At 56.5% G+C, this 20748-nt stretch carries 15 protein-coding genes and 1 pseudogene; 9 read left to right on the top strand and 7 right to left on the bottom strand.

The annotated features are described in order from the left end of the window. Positions 1 to 140 precede the first annotated feature (140 nt). The 4 genes from copD to V8Z74_RS22235 form a co-directional block, all read right to left on the bottom strand. Complete coding sequence (gene copD / locus V8Z74_RS22220) at positions 141 to 1067, bottom strand: copper homeostasis membrane protein CopD (RefSeq protein WP_256631177.1); 927 nt, start codon at positions 1065 to 1067, stop codon at positions 141 to 143. Positions 1068 to 1071: 4 nt separating this feature from the next. Beyond that, positions 1072 to 1458, bottom strand: coding sequence for a copper homeostasis periplasmic binding protein CopC (copC, locus tag V8Z74_RS22225; RefSeq protein ID WP_003078546.1), 387 nt, complete (start codon positions 1456 to 1458; stop codon positions 1072 to 1074). A 112-nt stretch (positions 1459 to 1570) separates the two neighbouring features. Further along, complete coding sequence (locus V8Z74_RS22230; protein ID WP_256631176.1) at positions 1571 to 2542, bottom strand: copper resistance protein B; 972 nt, start codon at positions 2540 to 2542, stop codon at positions 1571 to 1573. A 25-nt stretch (positions 2543 to 2567) separates the two neighbouring features. After that, positions 2568 to 4475 (bottom strand): copper resistance system multicopper oxidase, encoded by a 1908-nt coding sequence (locus V8Z74_RS22235; protein ID WP_349711275.1) that lies wholly within the window; start codon positions 4473 to 4475, stop codon positions 2568 to 2570. Positions 4476 to 4841: 366 nt separating this feature from the next. Here V8Z74_RS22235 and V8Z74_RS22240 point away from each other — a divergent pair, with 366 nt between their 5' ends. Together V8Z74_RS22240 and V8Z74_RS22245 are read left to right on the top strand one after the other, a co-directional pair. Then, positions 4842 to 5525 (top strand): heavy metal response regulator transcription factor, encoded by a 684-nt coding sequence (locus V8Z74_RS22240; protein WP_349711279.1) that lies wholly within the window; start codon positions 4842 to 4844, stop codon positions 5523 to 5525. Beyond that, a pseudogene (locus V8Z74_RS22245) lies at positions 5526 to 6930 on the top strand (heavy metal sensor histidine kinase). 40 nt (positions 6931 to 6970) lie between these two features. Here V8Z74_RS22245 and V8Z74_RS22250 read toward each other — a convergent pair. Beyond that, on the bottom strand, positions 6971 to 7255 hold the full coding sequence (locus V8Z74_RS22250) for a heavy-metal-associated domain-containing protein (protein WP_003052296.1): 285 nt from the start codon (positions 7253 to 7255) through the stop codon (positions 6971 to 6973). A 297-nt stretch (positions 7256 to 7552) separates the two neighbouring features. On the opposite strand from V8Z74_RS22250, the gene V8Z74_RS22255 reads away from it, so the two are divergent. Next, a complete protein-coding gene (locus V8Z74_RS22255; RefSeq protein WP_003052298.1) occupies positions 7553 to 7897 on the top strand; it encodes a DUF4148 domain-containing protein in 345 nt (114 codons plus the stop codon). A 542-nt stretch (positions 7898 to 8439) separates the two neighbouring features. Here V8Z74_RS22255 and cadR read toward each other — a convergent pair. After that, positions 8440 to 8877, bottom strand: coding sequence for a Cd(II)/Pb(II)-responsive transcriptional regulator (cadR, locus tag V8Z74_RS22260; RefSeq protein ID WP_003052301.1), 438 nt, complete (start codon positions 8875 to 8877; stop codon positions 8440 to 8442). Positions 8878 to 8961: 84 nt separating this feature from the next. Here cadR and V8Z74_RS22265 point away from each other — a divergent pair, with 84 nt between their 5' ends. From V8Z74_RS22265 to V8Z74_RS22275, 3 genes are read left to right on the top strand one after another with little or no spacing between them, the layout of a single operon-like run. Continuing rightward, positions 8962 to 11367, top strand: a complete 2406-nt coding sequence (locus tag V8Z74_RS22265; protein WP_003052304.1) for a heavy metal translocating P-type ATPase — start codon at positions 8962 to 8964, stop codon at positions 11365 to 11367. Continuing rightward, a complete protein-coding gene (lspA, locus tag V8Z74_RS22270) occupies positions 11364 to 12455 on the top strand; it encodes a signal peptidase II (RefSeq protein ID WP_003052308.1) in 1092 nt (363 codons plus the stop codon). Before V8Z74_RS22265 ends, lspA begins: the two co-directional genes overlap by 4 nt. A 49-nt stretch (positions 12456 to 12504) precedes the next feature. Continuing rightward, positions 12505 to 14424: a methyl-accepting chemotaxis protein gene (locus tag V8Z74_RS22275; RefSeq protein WP_003052312.1), complete on the top strand. Its 1920-nt coding sequence runs from the start codon at positions 12505 to 12507 to the stop codon at positions 14422 to 14424. Positions 14425 to 14662: 238 nt separating this feature from the next. Here V8Z74_RS22275 and V8Z74_RS22280 read toward each other — a convergent pair whose 3' ends face one another. Continuing rightward, positions 14663 to 14989 carry a helix-turn-helix domain-containing protein gene (locus V8Z74_RS22280; protein ID WP_003052315.1) on the bottom strand — a complete coding sequence of 109 codons (327 nt, stop codon included), beginning with the start codon at positions 14987 to 14989 and terminating at the stop codon, positions 14663 to 14665. Between the two features lie 340 nt (positions 14990 to 15329). On the opposite strand from V8Z74_RS22280, the gene V8Z74_RS22285 reads away from it, so the two are divergent. The 3 genes from V8Z74_RS22285 to clpK all read left to right on the top strand — a co-directional run bounded on the left by V8Z74_RS22285 (position 15330) and on the right by clpK (position 20714). Further along, entirely contained in the window at positions 15330 to 16721 is a 1392-nt protein-coding gene (locus V8Z74_RS22285; protein ID WP_003052318.1) for a Fic family protein, read from the top strand. Between the two features lie 464 nt (positions 16722 to 17185). Then, complete coding sequence (locus V8Z74_RS22295) at positions 17186 to 17758, top strand: Hsp20/alpha crystallin family protein (RefSeq protein ID WP_003052321.1); 573 nt, start codon at positions 17186 to 17188, stop codon at positions 17756 to 17758. Between the two features lie 100 nt (positions 17759 to 17858). Continuing rightward, positions 17859 to 20714: a heat shock survival AAA family ATPase ClpK gene (gene clpK, locus V8Z74_RS22300; protein ID WP_003052325.1), complete on the top strand. Its 2856-nt coding sequence runs from the start codon at positions 17859 to 17861 to the stop codon at positions 20712 to 20714. The last annotated feature ends 34 nt before the right edge of the window (positions 20715 to 20748 follow it).

Genomic DNA, 20748 nt, shown 5'->3' on the forward strand with positions numbered 1-20748 from the left:
GCCCGCCAAATGTGGGCATCTTGAGTGCCAGAGGCCAGCGGACCTCACGCTCGTTCAAGCACTATCACGCTTGAAATCGAGTTATGCAGAGGTTCCCTAGTGCAGTCCGCTTATCAGCTATCGGTGGCTGATTTAACGGTTCAAATTCCTTTTGGCGAAAGAATCCCTAACCAAGCCACACTCGCCAAAACCAGAACTGCCAGTGTTGCTTCCATGAACAGGCTCTGGCGTAGCTTAGCGACTGCTTGTGCATGATTTCCAGAGGTCAACGATGCCTCCAGACTTGGACTTAGCCGGAACCGATTTGCCGCAGCCAAAGCAAGCATTCCGAGAACCAGCATCAGCTTGCCTAACAGCAACTGACCATAGAGTGTCGAAACAAGCGGATCAAGCGAAGGCCCTGCGATCAATACGTAGTTGAGTACACCACTGATCCCCAGAACGACCACGATCAGCGTCCCTACCTGGGCGAAGCCATTTGATGTTCGGCTCAATATTGCTACTGTGTTTGATGCCTTATTCGCACTCGTTACGGCCAAGATCAAAAAGGCGAGTAACGCGCCGACCCATGCACCTGCTGCCCAGAGGTGCGAGATGTCCGAAGCCAGGTGGATGTATCCCCGCATTCCATCGTCCATCGCACCATGACCACTCCAAGCCAGGGTCGCCAGTGCCACACCGCTAGATCCGGACATGGCAACAAAGCGCAACGTGGGATTGAATTTCACAAATGCGATCAAGATGCAAAGCGCTAGCGCAAGAATACGAATGCACCAAGCAAGGCCCATGTGAGTGCCGGTGATGAGCATCTCGAAGATATGCGTTGACAACTCAGCGTAAGTTTGAGCACCGGACATGGCCTTGGCAAGGACTGTCATGCTGACCACGGACAGGCCAATTCCGAATGCTGAAAATGCACCGACACATATTCGATAGCAGCGCGCAATTGCCAAGGATCGCTCGTCATGGCCAAGGGCATAAACGCCAAACATGGCGACGCCAAAGGCCGCTGCCATGTCCAGATACAGCGCAAGGCGCAATACGATGGTGAACCAATCCTCGGCCATTTGCTTACTTCACCTGGAATGTGACGTTGCCATTGATAGGGTGTGTGTCTGACGACACTGCACGCCAATCCACGCGATAGGCACCGGGTTGAAGCGTCTGAGCGGGAGTAATGACCATGGTTTTGCCATCGCTAGCGCCAGAGACGCTTGCGCTGACCTTCATTGCACCGTGGTTCGGCATTCCGGGCATCCCCGTCATGATCAAGTTCGCTGCCGAGAACTGAGGAACCAGCGTCTCAGAGAACTTCAACTCAATCGTGGCAGGTGCCGCGACCTGCGATTTATCCGCAGGAGAGGAGGAAACTAACGAAGGATGTGCAAATGCTGCGGAAGCGAACAGTGTTGCGGCAATTGGCGCGATGAACTTAGCGACCAGGTTTGAGCGGTTCATGAGAGACTCCTATCGAAGTGTGATGGTGGTTTGAAAATCGATTGCGAATCTGGATCTATGGAGTTGGCGCGCCCTCAAGAACGCGCCAGCGAGGAAGTGCACATTGGTCTGGCTAGAACCAGAAGCGGACACCGGCCACCCATCGTGTTTGTTGAGCACGGCCGCCGTCGGCACGAACGAGATCTGCGGTTCGCCCGAAACTGCCCGCACGTTCGACGCCGATATATGGAGCGAACTGACGGCTGAACTCGTAGCGCAGTCGCAAGCCCGCAGATGCTTCGGCTAGGCCCTTGCCGATATGCCGCTCTGGATCATCCTTGCCGTAAAACTGCATTTCAGCTCTAGGCTCAAGGATCAAGCGTTGAGTCAGCAATAGTTCGTAGCTTGCATTTAGGCGAAGCGCAGTTCTGCCGCTACTGCCAACATAGGCTGTGGCCTCCAGCTCGAACCAGTAAGGGGCCAGGCCCTGTACACCAAATGCCAGCCATTGACGGCTAGGTCCCACGCCGTTGTCTAAGCGCAGACCCAACTGTGTATCCCAATAGGTCGTGGCGGCACGGCTCCAAAGCAGTTCGGTGCGAGACTCTTCGAGCTTTCCTTTGGCGACGTCACCTTCTGCCTTCAAGACAGCTTTGTTGTATGAGGTCCCGTACCATGCTTGCAAGTCATAGGCCGTTGAATCATCACCTCTGCGTGAAAAACGGCGTTCCAGGGTCTCACCACGCAGCGAGGCAAAGGTATGCTCGTCCGCAAGCATCAAGCGCGGGACGCCAGGCACCGCGTAATCGCCCGATCCCAAGGTCAGCCCATTGGAATACCCATGCGGGTCGCGAGCATCTGGAGGTGCGGATCCCCCTTGCATCTGCATGCTGCCGTGATCCATCGCAGGGCCGCTTGCAGCGCTGCCAGTCATAGCACCATGACCTGCATGTGGATCAGCTGCAGTTGTGGCAGGGCTTGCCGGTGCTTCCATTTGCATATCCGCTTGGCCATGCGATGAATGGTCGCTTTGCGCTTGGGCCGCCATACTCACCAGAGCGAGGAGCGCAGTGGACAATGCACGAATAGGGAGTGCTTTGGACATTTTTGATCTTCCTTGTGAGGTTTGTTCAAGACACTACGACTTCGCGGAACATGCCTGCATCCATGTGGAACATCAGGTGGCAATGCCATGCCCAGCGCCCCAGAGCATCTGCCGTCACCAAGAAGCTGATGCGTTGTGCAGGCTGTACTGGCAAGGTGTGTCGACGGGCGAGGAATCGACCATCAGGGCTCTCCAGTTCACTCCACATCCCATGCAAGTGCATAGGGTGAGTCATCATCGTGTCGTTGTGCAGGATGACTCGCAAACGCTCGCCGTGACGGAAGTGAACAGGCGTTGATTGCCCGAACTCCAATCCATCAAGAGACCAGGAATAACGCTCCATATTGCCCGTCAGGTGCAACTCCACCTCTCGTCCAGGACCGCGCGAGTCCATCGGACCTGAAGGTGTATGCAGATCTGCCAAGGTCAGCACCCGTCTGCCGTTATTGCGCAGACCGATACCGGGATCGTCAAGATTGGTGCGGGCCATATCGACTCGCATATCTGTTCTTGCGCCATATTCAGTGCGAGCATGGCGTGCGGTGGTGCTGGGCACTGCCAAGCCCCCAGCAGACTTGGCATGCTGACTATGGTCCATCGCCATACCACCGTGATTCATGCCGGCCATCGCACCATGATCCATGCCGGCCATTGGCCCCGACATACCAGCCATCCCGGCCATACCTGTCATCCCAGACATGCCGGTCATCCCAGACATGCCGGTCATCCCAGACATGCCGGTCATGTCCATGTCGGCTCCGGAACTGCCATGGCTCATGGCGCCCATCATGTCGCTCATACCCAGCCATTCGACGGGATCGAGTGCAGGGACAGGAGCTTGTAGACCTTCGCGCACTGCTAACGTAGCGCGTGCATAGCCTGTTCGGTCCATCGACTGGGCAAAAATCGTATAGGCGTCATCACGTGGCTCGACAATCACGTCTATGGTTTCGCCAGGGCCGAATCGGAATTCATCGACAGTCACAGGCTCTACGTCGACGCCGTCAACATGCACCACAGTGAGCTTCAGACCCGGAATACGTACGTCATAGAAGGTATTGCCCGCGCCGTTGACCATGCGCAGTCGAACACGCTCGCCCGGGCGGAAAAGAGCAGTCCAATTGCCGGCAGGCGTGACGCCATTTGCGAGGTAGGTCAGGGTCGCAGAAGAGAGGTCGGCTAAATCCGTTGGATTCATGCGCATCTCGTTCCACATCTTGCGCTTGTCTAATGCCGCTGACACGCCATCGCGCGATGCATCACGGAAGAAATCAAAGACCGTGGGCTGGTTGTAGTTGTAGTAGTCGCCCTGAACCTTGAGCTTTGCGAAAACGCGCATGGGGTCTTCGTCAGTCCAGTCAGAGAAGAGCACGACATGGTCACGATCTGCACGGATAGTCTCAGGGCCTGCGGGATCAATGATGATTGCTCCATACATGCCGGTGAGCTCCTGCATGCCTGAATGTGAGTGATACCAGTAGGAGCCGCTTTGCTGAACCTTGAAGCGGTAGGTAAACGTCTCTCCAGGAGGAATGCCCGCAAAGCTGATGCCTGGAACTCCGTCCATCTGGTAGGGCAAGATAATGCCGTGCCAATGAATAGAAGTGGCCTCGCGAAGCTTGTTCGTGACGCGAATCGTCACCGTCTCACCCTCTCGCCAGCGCAGGGTTGGTGCAGGAAGCGATCCATTGATCGTTGTCGCCATCCCTGGCTTGCCCGTAAAGTTCACGGCGGACTCGGCGATCACCAAATCGAACTCGTTACCCTTCAGCACCGGAGCGGCCCCGCGGACTGTGGAGCTCTGCTGTGCGAATGCCATGAGCGACTGCGTTGACAGGCCCGCCAGAACGCCTCCTGCGGCCAGCCCCTGAACGAAGCGCCGACGAGAGAACCCTTGAGTGGGAGTGACAAAAAATGGCGAATGACGCGGCATAAGGTGAAATCCTCCAGAGCTTCCAAGAAATTCGTTTTCGGTAACGCTTGCCTGATGCAATGAGCGCTCGATATGTTCAGTATGCTAGGGCGCGCTGAATTTCGGTGGAGTGACTCATTCATTACATTCATGTAATGCTCGCGTCATGTTTGGTGCGACAGAGGGCTTCTATCCAGCCATGCCCTCGTTGCAACCAGAAGGTTCACTCTGCTCACCACGCTTGATGGCTTCCCAGGAGGGAACAACAAGGCCGTGTTGAGCCTTTCTATCGCCAGGATTTCAGGAACATTACATTTTTCTTATCTTCATGTCAGAGGGCATCAAACTCGGCACACTCTTGATCGTCCACTGCAGCGGAGCGAGTACATGAGGATTTTGATTGTCGAAGATGAGCCTAAAACAGGTGAGTACCTGCGCCAAGGACTGACCGAGGCTGGCTACATTGCTGACCTCGTCCCAAATGGCTCAGACGGCTTACATCTGGCCCTGCAAGGTGAATACTCCTTGGTGATCTTGGATGTCATGCTGCCGGGCCTCAATGGTTGGCAGGTCCTCCAAGCACTCCGTGATCGGGGATTGCATATGCCGGTCCTGTTCCTTACTGCACGGGACCATGTCGAGGATCGCGTCAAAGGGCTCGAGCTCGGTGCAGATGATTACCTGGTAAAGCCGTTTTCGTTTGCAGAGTTACTTGCCAGAGTTCGCATCATTCTTAGACGCGGACATTCGGCCAATGAAGGCACTACTCTGACTGTTGCAGATCTCGAGCTAGACCTACTGCGTCGCCGCGTATCTCGCAGTGGCAAACGTGTTGACCTCACGGCCAAAGAGTTCGGACTCTTGGAGTTGCTGATGCGTCGACATGGTGAAGTGCTTCCACGTTCGTTGATCGCATCGCAGGTATGGGACATGAACTTCGACAGTGACACCAATGTCATCGAGGTGGCCATGCGCCGTCTGCGAGTCAAAATTGACGAAGGCCATTCGATCAAACTGATCCAGACTGTACGGGGAATGGGCTATGTGCTTGAAGTCCCCGAGGAGGAGTAGGTGCAGCATCTCATTCGCAAGGGAAAGCTCTCTTTGACGAGTCGTTTGGCCCTTTTTTTTTACGGTTGTTGCGACAGCCGTAGTGCTTGGTTTAGGCGGTCTATTTCTCGTCGTTACAGAAAAGCATTTCGTGGAATTGGACCGAATGACGCTTCAGGACAAGCGCCATTTGATCGAAAAGATTCTCCAGAACACCAAGTCGGTCGATGATGCTCGTTGGCGTTTAAATGAGGCACTGAACTATCACGAGGATCTTCAGGTCCAAGTGAAGGATGCCCAAGGAGAAACCGTATTTCAATCGCCCGCATCTGGCTTTGCAGTGCCTGATCGCAATTCGACTTTTATCGACAAGGAAGGATCGTTTGAGGTGTGGCGGCACGCAGATGCAGAATTCCACACCTTGAGCTTTGAGACGCTCCCGGCCTACGCACCGTCGCCATTAAAGGTAGTGATCGCAGCAGACACCAAGCATCACATTCAATTCCTCAACGGAATTCGCACAAGCTTTGCTATTTATGTGATCGCAGCAATTTTGCTTTGCTCACTTCTGTCTTGGCTCGCCGCTCGACAAGGGCTGGCACCGCTGCGAGAGATGAAATCACGTGCGGCTGTTGTGACGGGACAGAAGATGAGTGAACGCATGCCGGTCGAGGCTGTACCTGTAGAAATGGCCGATTTGGCGCATGAGCTCAATCGCATGCTGGATCGATTGCAGGACGATTTTCAACGGCTGACAGATTTCGCGTCTGATTTGGCCCATGAACTGCGTACGCCCATCAGCAACCTGTTGACGCAGACTCAGGTTGTGCTGGCGTCCAAGCGTGATGCCGCGACATACCGAGACATTCTTGCCTCTAATGCCGAAGAGTTTCAGCGTTTGGCTCGCATGGTGTCAGACATGCTATTCCTGGCCAAAACTGAACGGGGCGTAAGCCTGCCGCGCAAGGAGCAATTCTTCGCAAAGCAAGAAGCGTATGCATTGCTGGAGTTCTACGAGGCTGTCGCGGAAGAAAAGCAAATTCATTTGAAGTTAAAAGGCGATGGACTCGTTGATGGTGATCGGCTGATGTTCCATCGTGCTGTGAGTAATTTGCTATCTAATGCTTTGCGCTACACGCCGCAGGCAGGCATGGTCACCATCGACATTGCGGCCTCCGCTTCCTGGACACTTGTCACTGTGGAAAATACAGGGCAGGACATTGATCCCAAAGTCCTGCCCAGGTTATTTGACCGCTTCTACCGAGCTGACCCTTCCAGGGCTCATCCGGACTCAGACGGTAGCGGATTGGGTTTGGCAATCACCCGAGCAATTGTCGAAGCCCATGGAGGCTCCATTACCGCCACGTCAGCCGATGGACGAACTCGCTTCACCTTGAAATTCCCCACTCCGCAGCCGACTTCCTAAGCAGATCAGAAAACAGGCTTTTCTTGAAAGCAAGAAGACACTATCCGCAGCAAGATGTCTTTACTGAAGTGGAGTCGCAGCATTTCGTCTGCGGCTTCTCAGCATTTGCCTGCTCGGCTTCGGCTAACGCCAATAATTCTGGAGTGTATCCAGCGGCCTGGATAGCCAACATGTAGTCGGTGTCGCTCAGATCGCCGGAGACTTGCACCGTTTTATCTCGGGCATTCACTCCGATCTTTGCTTCATCATCGATTGCCAAAATGGAGCGCTGAATCCGCGGGGCACAGGCACCACATTTCATGTCATTGATGCGAAAAATAGCCATTACGTACTCCTTTAAAGCTTGTGGCTAAAGTCTCATCCTTCACATGATGTGAATGTCAAGCATCTAGCTGCACAAGCACTGGAGCACGCTGTGTACGTCAACTACGTTGGTCTTCACTTTTCGCTTAGGGCTTATTGGTGTGCAGATTTCGGATAAGAACTGTCGCGAAAAAGCTGACAACAATGTCACCGGACAGTCCTGATTTTGTTGGGCTCCGATTCTTAAGATCAACCCATCTTCTCCTCACCTTGATCAAGGTCCAGGAGATGTGTTCATCAACTGTCTTAGGAGCCAACCATGTCTCAAAACCGCATCTCCATTTCCTCTGTACTCGCAAGCGTTGCTGCCGTTGTCACCCTGGCTCTTCCTGGAATGGCCTCTGCAGCCTACGAGCATCCAGCCAACAATGAACAAGGCGTGATCGTGCATCCGGAGCACTTTGTAAGCCAGAAAACCCGAGCTCAAGTCAAGGCCGAGACTGAAGCTGCCATGAAGCAGGGCCGCCTTTCTTACGGTGAAAGCAATTTCCCCCGTGGAACTCCCGAGACAGGATCGAGCAAAACCCGCGAGCAAGTGATCAACGAAATGCGTAATGAATCGCCAGCTGAGCGAGATGCTCGCCTCCAATCATTTGCAGGCTGATCTCCATCAAAGACGCATGCATCGTGGATGCAGCTCTTTCTTGCATCTTTGTTCCGATCTACCGCAGAGGTCTCAATCAACAGAGGCCTCTGCATGTAGAACATCAGCTTGAGCAAACTACAAATTGCCCGGAAGAATTTCGGCCCATATGATCGCAATCGTCACACATGGGTTGCCGACACTGGGGTCAACGATGCGCCGACTCAACGAGGTAGATATCGCTATCGAGCATCACGTTGTATGTGAAGCGATCTCAGAGGTCGATTTTTCTTCCTGCGTAGGATGCTCAAGAGCTTCCGAGTTTTTCAACCGAATCAGCCTAAAGCCGACTTCTGGCACTAGGTCAGCTTTGTGGCCAGTGTCGACGTCCCCCCGTTTTCAGTAGCACAAGGCTTTGGAGTCCGGGGTTAATTTAACGGGTTTTGCATCAGCCTCTGGGCATAGGCAGCAGGCGTGAGTCCGCCAAGCGATCTCTTGGGGGTCGCCTCAGAAAACGGAAAATAAAGCACGCTAAGCGAAAGCTCGATCATGCAGTTGGCAGGTCACGCCACAGGCGCATTTGAGGCGGAAACGGCCTGGCTACAACAATCTGCCAGCCCTTGTAAGATGCCGCATGCTTCTACCTGTCGAGCGCCTGAGCACCTCTCGCGCAAAACGGCCAAGTGTTTCTTCAACTGTAACAACGCTTCCACGCGGGCCTCTACTTGTTGGATATGGCCATCCAGTAGCGCATTGACCTCGCCGCAATCCTGATTCGGGTTATCTCGCAGGTCCAGCAATGCCTGGATTGCTCCCAGCGTCATGTCGAGCGAACGGCAATGGCGGATGAACTGCAAGCGCTCGACGTGAGCGTCACCGTATAGCCGGAAGTTGCCGCCGCTGCGCGCTGGCTTTGGCAATAGCCCCTCCTTCTCGTAATAGCGGATGGTGACGATCTCACACCTTGTCCGCTTGGCAAGTTCACCAATCCTGATTTCCATATTTCATCCTCATTTAAAACTTGACTCTATAGTAGCTATAGGGTCTTTAATGAGCAATACAGAAATCTGCGTAAAGGAATTGTCATGAGCGAATGCGGTTCAAAGGGGTGCGGCTGCTCGACCGTGCCGATCAGCCAGCCCCCTGCGCAAGCCCAGCTAACGGCTGAATCGGCCCAAGCGGTCTACCGCATCGAGAACATGGATTGCCCCACGGAAGAGGCGCTGATCCGAAGCAAGCTAGCCGCGCTGCCGGGCGTGGTCGGGCTTGACTTCAACCTGATGCAGCGCACCTTGGCCGTGCGGCATGAACTGCCATCGTTGACTCCGGTTGAGCAAGCCTTGAAGGCCATCGGCATGCAGGCCGTGCGCATGGATAAAGCTTCTGACGAGCAGACGACCAAGCTGGTCATCGCCAAGATGGATTGTCCAACCGAAGAAGCGCTGATCCGCAACAAGCTTGCCACGGTAGCCGGGGTGACCAATCTCGATTTCAACCTGATGCAGCGCACCCTGTCCGTGCGCCATGCTGCCCACACCCTGCCGGAAGTATTGGCCGCGCTGAAATCTCTGAACTTCGAGGCGCAAGTGCTCAATGCGGAGGAAGCCAACGCCTCGCCGGCGATATCGACAGTCGCATCTACCAACTGGGGGCCGCTTGGCATCTCCTTGGCGGCTGCATTGGCTGCGGAAGCCGTCTACTGGTTCCACAACGGCAACCATTGGTCAGTCGTTGTTCTGGCGCTCGTCGCGATCTTCGCGGGCGGCCTTTCCACCTACAAGAAGGGCTGGATTGCGCTCAAGAACCGCAACCTCAACATGAACGCCCTGATGTCAATAGCCGTCACGGGCGCCATGTTGATCGGTCACTGGCCGGAAGCAGCGATGGTGATGGTGCTGTTTGCACTCGCTGAAGTGATCGAGGCAAAGTCGCTGGACCGTGCTCGCAACGCCATTCGTGGCCTGCTCGACCTTGCCCCGGAACAAGCCACGGTGCAGCAGCCGGATGGTTCGTGGCGCGAAGAGGATGCCAAGCAGGTCGCCATCGGCAGCCGGGTTCGGGTCAAGCCGGGTGAGCGTATCGCCCTCGATGGCGAAGTGCTGGAAGGACGCTCTACGGTCAACCAAGCGCCGATCACTGGTGAAAGCCTGCCAGTTGAAAAAGCGCCTGGTGATCTGGTGTTCGCCGCCACCATCAACGAATCCGGCTCGTTTGAGTATCGCGTTACGGCCACGGCCAGCAACTCCACATTGGCCCGCATTATCCACGCGGTGGAAGCTGCCCAAGGTAGCCGCGCACCTACTCAACGCTTTGTCGATCAGTTTGCACGCTGGTACACGCCAACCGTATTCGGTGTGGCGGTTGCGGTCGCACTGATTCCCCCGCTATTCATGGGCGCAGCGTGGCTGGACTGGATTTACCGCTCGCTGGTTTTGCTGGTCGTCGCCTGCCCGTGCGCGCTGGTAATCTCCACACCGGTCAGCATCGTTAGCGGCTTGGCGGCGGCGGCGCGGCACGGCATTCTTATCAAGGGTGGCGTCTATCTGGAAGAAGGCCGCAAGCTGCGCTGGCTGGCACTGGACAAGACCGGCACGATCACGCACGGCAAACCTGCGCAAACCGATTTCGTCGCGTGGGGCGATGCGCTACCAGCCAGCAGCCGAAGCATTGCCGCCAGTCTCGCGGCTCGCTCTGACCATCCCGTGTCCAAAGCCATAGCGCAGGCAGCGCATGCCGAAGGGGTTGCGCTACACGATGTTGCCGAGTTCGTTGCACTGCCCGGTCGTGGCGTGCGAGGCAGCATTGACGGTGTGACCTATCACCTTGGCAACCATCGGATGCTCGAAGAGCTGGGGCATTGTCCACCTGAATTGGAGCAGCGCATCGCTGCGATGGAGCGCGAAGGCAAAACTGTAGTGATCCTGGTGAGCACAAAGCGTGCGCAAGCCCTGATCGCGGTGGCAGACACCATCAAGGACAGCAGCAGGAGCGCTATCGGCGAGCTGCATGCGCTCGGCATCAACACCATGATGCTGACTGGCGACAACCCGCACACCGCGCAGGCAATTGCCACACAAGCCGGGATTGATCGGGCGCAGGGCAATTTGCTGCCAGAGGACAAACTGCGCGAGGTCGAACAACTGGCGCAGACTGGCAAGGTCGGGATGGTCGGCGACGGTATCAACGATGCCCCGGCGTTGGCACGTGCTGACATCGGATTTGCAATGGGGGCCACTGGCACCGACACGGCCATTGAGACGGCGGACGTCGCCCTGATGGACGATGACTTGCGCAAGATTCCGACTTTTGTGCGCCTGTCACGTGCGACGGCTCAGGTACTGATGCAAAACATCGTGCTGGCACTGGGCATTAAAGCGGTGTTTCTGGTACTCACCTTCACTGGTCACGCGACCATGTGGATGGCCGTGTTTGCCGACATGGGAGCCAGCTTGCTTGTCGTGGGCAATGGCTTGAGGCTGTTGCGCCGATGAACTGGAAATTCATTCTCTATGACTGGTATGGTCTGAACGTCGCGTTGTTCCAGGTCATCAATGCGGGAACGCCTGCCGCGCTGGGACCGCTGGTGTGGTTCTTCAGCCTCGTAGGCAATTACTGGACAGCGCCCTTGACGCTGCTGGGTCTGTGGTGGTGGTCGAAGTCAGCAACCAATTTAGCCCGCGCTGATGCAGTTTGGCATCGGCTCATTGTTTTTGGCACCGCCTTCCTGCTGGCCTTGCTGGCCGCCACTGTCTTGAAGCTGTGGCTCGACTTCCCGCGTCCGCCCGCCGTCTTCGGCGAGTTAGTGCGCATCATCAGTGAGCATGAGCGGCACTACAGCCTGCCCAGTGGGCATGCTACCTATTCGGCGTTAGTTATCGGCGCGCTTTGGCCTTTGATGGGTCGCCGTGGCCGCGTCGGTTTGGTGCTTTATGCCGTCTTGGTCGGATGGTCGCGCATTGCTGCTGGAATGCACTTCCCGGCTGATGTGCTGGCGGGCTGGTGTCTAGGATTGGGCAGCACCGTTCTTGCCGGACGGCTGATACCGCTTGTAGCTCCCACGTGGCAGACGGCTCGCCACACGTCGGCCTCGGTCTGGTATGTGGTGGCCGTGTGCGCCTTCATGGCCGACCAGTTCGCCAAGCTCGCCGTCGTCCGCACGTATGCCTATGGCGAACAGGTCGAAGTCACGCCATTCTTCAATTTCGTTCATGTACTGAATCCGGGGGCCGCATTCAGCTTTCTGGCAGGCGCGGGCGGTTGGCAACGCTACTTCTTCATCGTCCTTGGCTTGGCAGTCTCGGCTTGGCTGGTACGCATGCTGAAACAGCGGTTGCCAAGCCTTGAAGCACTGGGATACAGCCTGATTCTCGGCGGGGCGCTTGGAAACGTCGCGGATCGCCTATTGCGCGGGCAGGTCGTGGACTTTCTCGACTTCCATTGGCGGCACTCGCACTGGCCTGCCTTCAATCTCGCTGATGTTGCCATCACCTCAGGGGCGGTCTTGCTCATCATAAACGGGCTGATCCAAGGCAGGGCGGTGGACGCAAAGCCAATTGAGAATTATAATCATTTACAATAAATTATTCTGACACTCTCCTATGCCTTGCCGAGCACCTTATCGCTGGTTGATGGCGCTGTTGCTCGCGACTTATGCGCTTATCAGCGGGCCAGCACTCGCAGCCGACAGCACCGAAACCAAAGCCAAGCAAATTTGGCAGCTTCTGGACTATGTGGCTGTCGATTACGGCGGTGCCGTAGCCAATGGCACGGTGCTGAAGGCGTCGGAATATGCAGAGATGCAGGAGTTCGTCGCCACCGCCGAGCGTCAATTGGGCGAGCTACCGAGTAAGACCGACAAGGCGCGCTTGCTGCAACAAGCTACGGAGCTTCGCCGCGCAGTAGCGAATAAAGCTGATCCAGCCATCGTGGCGCAACTGGCGCATGCGCTATCCAGCGCCGTGCAAAAAGCGTATCCATTCCCGGTGGCCCCAGCCGCCGTACCGGACTTGGCGCGGGGTGCGCAGTTGTTTCAGGCGCAATGCGCGGCCTGTCATGGCATGCAAGGGCACGGTGATGGCCCCTTGGCTACCTCCCTGAACCCCAAACCAACCGCGCTGGCCGAGCACTTGCGGGCGCGGGAGCGCAGCTTGTTCGCACTACATCAGATCATCAGCAACGGCGTCCCAGGGACTGCCATGCAAGGCTTTGGCTCATTATCGGACGAGGATCGCTGGGCGCTGGCATTCTTTGTCGGTACGTTGCCCTATGTACAGAGCGACAAGACCGCAGGGGCAAAGCTTTGGCAAACGAATGGGCAAGCCCGTCAAACGGTTGCCAATCTGGAAGCATTGACGCAAACCTCCGAGCATGTCTTGGCGGACAAGCTGGATGAACCCTCAGCTAAAGCGCTGACCGCATATCTTCGCGCTAACCCGAGTGCGTTGGACGCAAACAAGCCGAAAGGCACGGCAATAGCCAAGGCCAAGCTTGGCGAGAGCGTGGTTGCATTGCAAAACGGGGATCGTGCGACCGCAGCCAAGTTGGCCTTGTCCGCTTACCTTGATGGTTTCGAGCCCGTTGAACCGGCGCTCGCCACCCGCAACCGCCCGTTGTTCGAGCAGATCGAAGCTGCAATGGTGTCCTACCGAGCATTGGTGGCAAACGGTACTCCGGCCGAAGTGCAGGCCGCGCACCAACAGTTACACGGCTTGCTCGATGAAGCAGACAAAGTTCTTGCCCCTTCGGAGAACGATGCCTCAACCATTGCTGTGCAAGGTGGTGACGTCGTAGCCGAAGTGGTCGAAACCATGAAGGGCATCAACTCCAGCAGTAGCAAAATTGCCGACATCATCAGCGTCATCGATGGCATTGCTTTCCAGACCAACATCCTGGCGCTGAACGCCGCCGTGGAAGCTGCCCGCGCCGGCGAACAAGGCCGAGGCTTTGCTGTCGTGGCTGGAGAGGTGCGCAGTCTTGCCGGTCGCAGCGCCGAAGCTGCCAAAGAAATCAAGAGTTTGATCGCTGCCAGCGTTGAAAGCGTGGGGCAAGGATCTGCCCTGGTGGACAAGGCCGGCGCCACCATGACCGAAGTTGTCGCATCCATCCGGCGGGTGACGGACATCATGGGAGAGATCAGCGCTGCAAGCAGTGAGCAAAGTGCAGGGGTCAGCCAAGTCGGCGAAGCTGTCACGCAGATGGACCAAGCCACACAGCAAAACGCCGCGTTGGTGGAAGAGATGGCTGCTGCTGCCAGCGCGCTGAACACTCAGGCCGGTGAGATGGTCAATGCAGTGGCTGTGTTCAAGCTCAACGCCACCATGGCCACGGCAGGCCAGCATGCCCCAGCATCGCCACCGGTGAACACCATGCCCAGCAGCCACGTGTTCAAGAGCGCAAGCATGCCATCCAAGGCGCCCATCAAACCCAGCAAAAGCCAAGGCAAACTCACCGCTACAACAGTGGCTTCTAAATCAACAAGTAGTACGTCTACAGCGCAGCAATCCCCCGTCAACAACGGGAGCAGCAACGATGATTGGGAGAGCTTCTAAACGGTGTTGATTGCGCGACTTCCACAGCAGCAGGGGGCGAAAGCATAGTCTTAGCTGTAGAGGTCGCGATCTGATCTGACAGTCGCTCCCGTTTGGACTGGGCCGATTGTCAGATTAGTTCAGTGCTTTTACCTTCTCGTCCCAGACCTCTTTTGCATCTATCAGCGTTTGCATCGGCGTCCTGCCGCAGCACACCATTCCTGGGCTTGATATGACGTGCATAACGCAAACATAGTTGCTACGTGTCTTGGGGAGGCTGTTCAGCAAGAAGCGAATGGATCGTTAGGCGAACTTCTTCATCAGCCTTGCCGTACCTAAACAACAGCTCGGCAATTTCATCGTCCGTGTCGGCGTAGAAAAATGCCACGGGCACCTTCAGCACCTCAGCCAGCTTGCGCACCGTCAGCAAGTCTGGCTTGTGGATGCCCAGCTCATAGCGATTGATGCGCGTGCTGGCCACGAACGCATCGATTCCCGCCTCAATTCCAAGCATCTTTTGCGACAGCCCCGCAGCTAGGCGGGCCTGCTTGAGCCTCGCACCCCATTGTTCATCCGCGTCGGACATCTCGCACCTTCAAAAGGCTACGAGATTCGTAGTTATGCTTTATTCTCGATACTACGAGTTACGTAGTTTGATGGGGTGCGAACGGCTGCTCAGACCAATAAGAAGGACAAAGTATGGTGGTGAGCGGGTAGTGCGCTGGTGTACAGCGGTAGGCATGTTGGGGTTTGTTGTGGGCACTGGGGCATAGCCTACCGGCACTCGTGAAGGCTCCCAACTAGTATCAAAGTGGGGTCTGTTGGTTCAGAGTGCCCACCAGGGCAGCGCCTAGCAGCTGTCACAACGTTCTCTTATTGCGTCAATTGATTGGCGCAATTCATAGTATTGCGTCATAATTCGCGTCATGAATAGCGTCAAACCACAGCAAGAGCTCGACTTGTTGGTCAATGTCATTAGGCGTCACCCAGAAGGGGTGAGCGCAGAAGAGGTGCTGCATGAGTCTGGGCTCGCCTTGCAACGCCGTAGCCTTCAGCGCCGATTGGCCTTATTGGTTGAACAAGGGCGCATTAGGGTGCAGGGGCAAGCGCGGGCCGTGCGCTACTTTCCTGTTCTGGAAGATGAAAGCGCAGGTGGCGTAGGTTCTTCAGGCACAGAGGCTGCGATCGAGCCATATGTTCCCGTTAGCGCTGAAGGCGCAGCTATCAAGGCATATGTGCGCCAGCCTCGGCACCTGCGCAAGCCCGTGGTCTATCGCACAGAATTTTTGGAAAAGTACCACCCCAACCACTCAGCGTACCTGCCTTTGAAGCTGCGTGAGCAGCTACATGCCTTAGGGCGTTCACCTGCCGAGCAAACACCTGCAGGCACCTTTGCGAGGGACATTCTCAATCGCTTGCTGATCGACCTTTCTTGGGCTTCCTCGCAACTCGAAGGCAACACCTACAGCCGCTTGGATACAGAGCGCCTGATTGAGTTTGGCCAGGTGGCAGAAGGTAAGGACGCCTTTGAGACGCAGATGATTCTGAACCACAAGCAGGCGATCGAATTTCTGGTGCACTCGCCTGAGCAAGCTGTGGTGTCGCAAGACACCATCGTGGCCTTGCACGCACTACTTTCCGATGGCTTGATGCCTGACCCAGCCATGTGTGGCCGCATTCGCAGCCGTGCCGTAGAAATTGGCGGCAGCGTTTACCTGCCAGTGGCTTTGCCTCAACGCCTGGAAGAGTTGTTCGGCATCGTGGTGGGCATGGCATCAGAGATTGAAGATCCCTTCGAGCAGGCGTTCTTCTTGATGGTGCACTTGCCGTATTTGCAGCCCTTTGAGGATGTGAACAAGCGGGTGTCGCGCCTGGCTGCCAACATTCCCTTCGTACGCCACAACCTGTGCCCGCTGTCATTCATTGATGTGCCGCAGCAAGCCTATGTGGATGCCATGATCGGTGTGTACGAGCTCAATCAGGTGGACCTGCTGCGGGATGTCTTTGTGTGGGCCTATGAACGCTCATGCCAGCAGTACGTGGCTGTGCAGCAAAGCTTGGTGCCACCCGACATCTTGCGACTGCGCTATCGGCAGGTGCTTGGCGAAGTGATTGCAGCTGTTGTTCGCGGCGGCCTGCCCGTGAATGAGGCCAGCGTCCAAGCCATGCTGCCTGGAAGTGTGCAGCCTGAAGACCGCGAGCACTTCACACAACTCGTACTCAAGGAACTAGCTGGCTTGCATGCAGGGAACGCCGTTCGGTTTGGACTACGGCCGCTTGAAATGATCGATTGGAAGCAAGGACAAACTCGGTCTTAACAAGGTGTTTTTGAAACCGGAGGTAGCCCATCCATAGGCAGCCATGATCGACATGAGGGTGGACACGTCTATGTGTCTAGTGCGCCTTGACAACGTTTCTGTCTAGCACATACTTTGCAAAGATCTGCAAGAACTCCCAATCGTTTGTATAGATGAAGGAGCATGGAGAAGGTGCGATGAAAGCCTGGAGTGCTCCCCGTATTTGATGCTCGCTAATCGAACACTGTATGGACTCGCCGCGAAAGGGTAGATCCGCGCGTTCAAAGTGGGTGGTGTATGGCGATTTCGGAGAGGTGAGATTGATCAGTGGATTGCCGATCAGATGCAAGTCAGCACAAAGAAGAAGGAGGTGATGCGCAAATGTGAAAAGCAGAAATCAGCCGATCAGGTCTTGTCGCAACTGCGCGATGTTCGTCGCAGCAGGCTAACGAAATGACCGAATCTTCTCTATGTGGAGGTGTGATATGGATATTGACTTCAAGAAGTTGGCACCCTGGAACTGGTTCAAAAAGGAGCAGGAGGAGCAGCAAACAGCCTCTTCCGCTCTGCCCGTGCAGCGCAATGATCGGCTGGTGACAGCTGGTGCGGTCAGTCCGATTTTGCAGTTGCATCGCGAAATTGACCGTCTGTTCGACAATGCATTTCGGGGCGGCGGATTTCCTGCACTAGCAGTGCAGCGCTTACCAGCCGACTGGTCGGGCATGCTAATGCCGGCTCTGGACATCCAGGAAGCCGATAAACAGTACAAGATCGCTTTGGAACTTCCCGGTGTTGAGGAGAAGGATATCCAGATCACCCTCGACAACGACGTACTGGTAGTGCGTGGTGAGAAGCGTCAGGAGCAGGAAAAGAAAGAGAGTGGCTTTCACCGCATCGAACGCTCCTATGGCAGTTTCCAGCGCGCCCTGAATCTGCCAGATGATGCCAACCAGGATTCGATCAAAGCCAATTTTAAGAACGGAGTGCTCACGATCACCATGGACAAGCGTGAGGTCAGTGCACCAAAACAGGGGCGTTCAATCCCGGTCAATAACTGACGCCCTCAACCAACTCTTTCACATCGAAACTGATCAAACGACCGGCGCGGCACTGTGCCATACGGTGCCTCGCTGCCTCTCTAAGTTAAGGAGTGTCAGCATGGCCAGAAAACAATGCCAAGTCTGCGGTCAGCCCGCCACGGTGCGGGTGGAAGCCAATCTCAATGGTCGCCACAGCACCATGCTGCTCTGTGACGATCATTACCGTCAACTCGTGCGCCAGCAGAAGCGCACCGTTTCTCCGCTGGAAGCCTTGTTTGGCGCGCGCAGCGGTCTGTTTGAGGACTTTCTGGGTAGCGACTTTTTCCGTATTGGTGACGAGTCGGCGACTGTTGCTGCCGATGCCGATGATGTGGTCGATGCCTCCTTTGGCGAACCGGCTTCGGCGGGTTCAGGTGCACCGCGCCGTCGAGGCAGCGGACTCGCTAGCCGCATCAGCGAGCAATCAGAGGAGTTGCTTCAGGAAGCCGCCAAGTATGCGGCCGAGTTCGGTCGTCCGGAAGTGGATACTGAGCACCTGCTTTTGGCACTGAACCACAGCGACGTAATCAAGACCATCCTCGGTCAGTTCAAGATCAAGGTCGATGATCTCACGCGACAGATCGAATCCGAAGCCAAACGCGGTGACAAGCCGTTCGAGGGCGAAATTGGCGTGTCGCCGCGCGTCAAGGATGCACTGAGTCGTGCTTTCGTGGCATCCAACGAACTGGGTCACTCGTATGTCGGCCCGGAACACTTCCTGATCGGCTTGGCAGAGGAAGGCGAAGGTTTGGCCGCCAACCTGCTGCGCCGATATGGCCTCACGCCGCAGGCGCTGCGTCAACAGGTGAGCAAGGTGGTCGGCAAGGGGGCCGAGGACGGTCGCGCTGAGACGCCGACCAACACACCTGAGCTCGACAAGTACTCGCGAGACCTCACCAAAATGGCGCGCGACGGCAAGCTCGATCCGGTCATCGGCCGCGCACAGGAGATTGAGACCACCATCGAGGTGCTGGCCCGGCGCAAGAAGAACAATCCGGTACTGATCGGCGAGCCGGGGGTGGGCAAGACAGCCATCGTCGAGGGACTGGCGCAGCGCATGGTAGCTGGCGAAGTACCCGAGACATTACGCGACAAGCGCTTGGTGGAGCTGAATATTAACGCGATGGTCGCGGGGGCCAAGTACCGGGGTGAGTTCGAGGAGCGTGTACAGAAGGTGCTCAAGGAAGTGACCGAGCACCAGGGCGAGCTCATCTTGTTTATCGACGAGGTGCACACCATCGTTGGTGCTGGCCAGGGTGGTGGCGAAGGCGGGCTCGACGTGGCCAACGTCTTCAAGCCGATGATGGCGCGCGGCGAACTCAACCTGATCGGTGCCACCACGCTCAACGAGTACCAAAAGTACATTGAAAAGGATGCCGCGCTGGAGCGTCGCTTCCAGCCGGTGATGGTGCCCGAGCCGACGGTAGCACAGACCATGATGATCCTTCGTGGTCTGCGCGACACCTTTGAAGCGCACCACAAGGTCAGCATTACGGAGGACGCGATCATTGCTGCGGCTGAGCTCTCTGACCGGTATATCACAGCACGCTTTCTCCCCGACAAAGCCATCGACTTGTTGGATCAGGCCGCCGCGCGCGTGAAGCTGTCGGCCACGGCGCGCCCGGTGGCGGTGCAGGAGCTTGAATCCGAACTGCACCAATTACGCCGCGAGCAAGACTATCTGGCATCGCGCAAGCAGTATGACAAGGCTGCTGAACTTGGCAAGCGCATCGAGGTCAAGGAAGCCGAACTCAAGAAACTCGTCGAAGACTGGGAGCGTGAGCGTGCTTCGGGCAGTGCCGAGGTCAAGGCCCAGCACGTAGCGCAGATCGTGTCGCGTCTAACTGGCATCCCGGTCAACGAACTGACGGTAGAGGAGCGCGAAAAGCTGCTGCACCTGGAGCAACGGCTACACGAGCGTTTGGTGGGGCAAGACGAGGCCGTGCGGGCGGTGGCCGACGCGGTACGACTGTCACGGGCGGGGCTGCGCGAAGGCAGCAAGCCGGTGGCTACGTTCCTGTTCCTCGGCCCGACCGGCGTGGGTAAGACCGAACTCGCCAAGGCTTTGGCTGAAGCCATCTACGGCGATGAGGGGGCGCTCTTGCGCATCGACATGTCTGAGTACGGCGAACGCCATACCGTCGCACGTTTGGTAGGCGCACCTCCGGGCTATGTCGGTTATGACGAAGGCGGACAACTCACGGAAAAAGTACGTCGCAAACCGTACAGTGTGTTGCTGCTTGATGAGATCGAGAAAGCACATCCCGATGTCTACAACATTCTGTTGCAGGTCTTCGACGATGGGCGCCTTACCGATGGCAAGGGACGGGTGGTGGACTTCACCAACACCATCATCATCGCCACGTCCAACCTCGGCTCGGACATCATCCAGCGGCGCTTGAAGGCTCGCGGTGCCGCAGATGAGGAGTACGAAAAGACCAAGGCCGAAGTGATGGACGTGTTGCGCGGGCACTTCCGCCCCGAGTTTCTCAATCGCATCGATGAGATCATCGTATTCCACTCCCTGGGCAAGGAGGAGATTCGCCATATCGTCAGCCTGCAGCTCGAGCGCGTGGCGCGTAACGCGGCCAGCCAAGGGGTCACACTGACTTACGACCAGACGCTCATCGACCACTTTGCCCAAGAAGGTTACAAACCCGAGTTTGGGGCGCGTGAGCTCAAGCGATTGATTCGCAGCGAGTTGGAAACCGCGCTGGCGAGGGAAATGCTCGGTGGCGGCATCGGCAAGGACGATCATGCCAATGCACGCTGGGACGAGAAAGCTGAGCGCCTGAGCTTCGAGCGCAAGGAGCAGCCGGAGGCCGAGGCCGAGGTCGGAACGGAGAAACCTAACGAAGCCAAGACCGCCGAGGAGCCGCAAAGCGATACGGGCAAGACGGGGCGCAAGAAGAAACCGTCGAGCGGGCAAATATGATGTAGAAGTTGCGATCTGATCTGACAGTTGTTCC

The organism is Comamonas sp. w2-DMI, assembly GCF_040187735.1.
Classification (GTDB): domain Bacteria; phylum Pseudomonadota; class Gammaproteobacteria; order Burkholderiales; family Burkholderiaceae_C; genus Comamonas; species Comamonas terrae.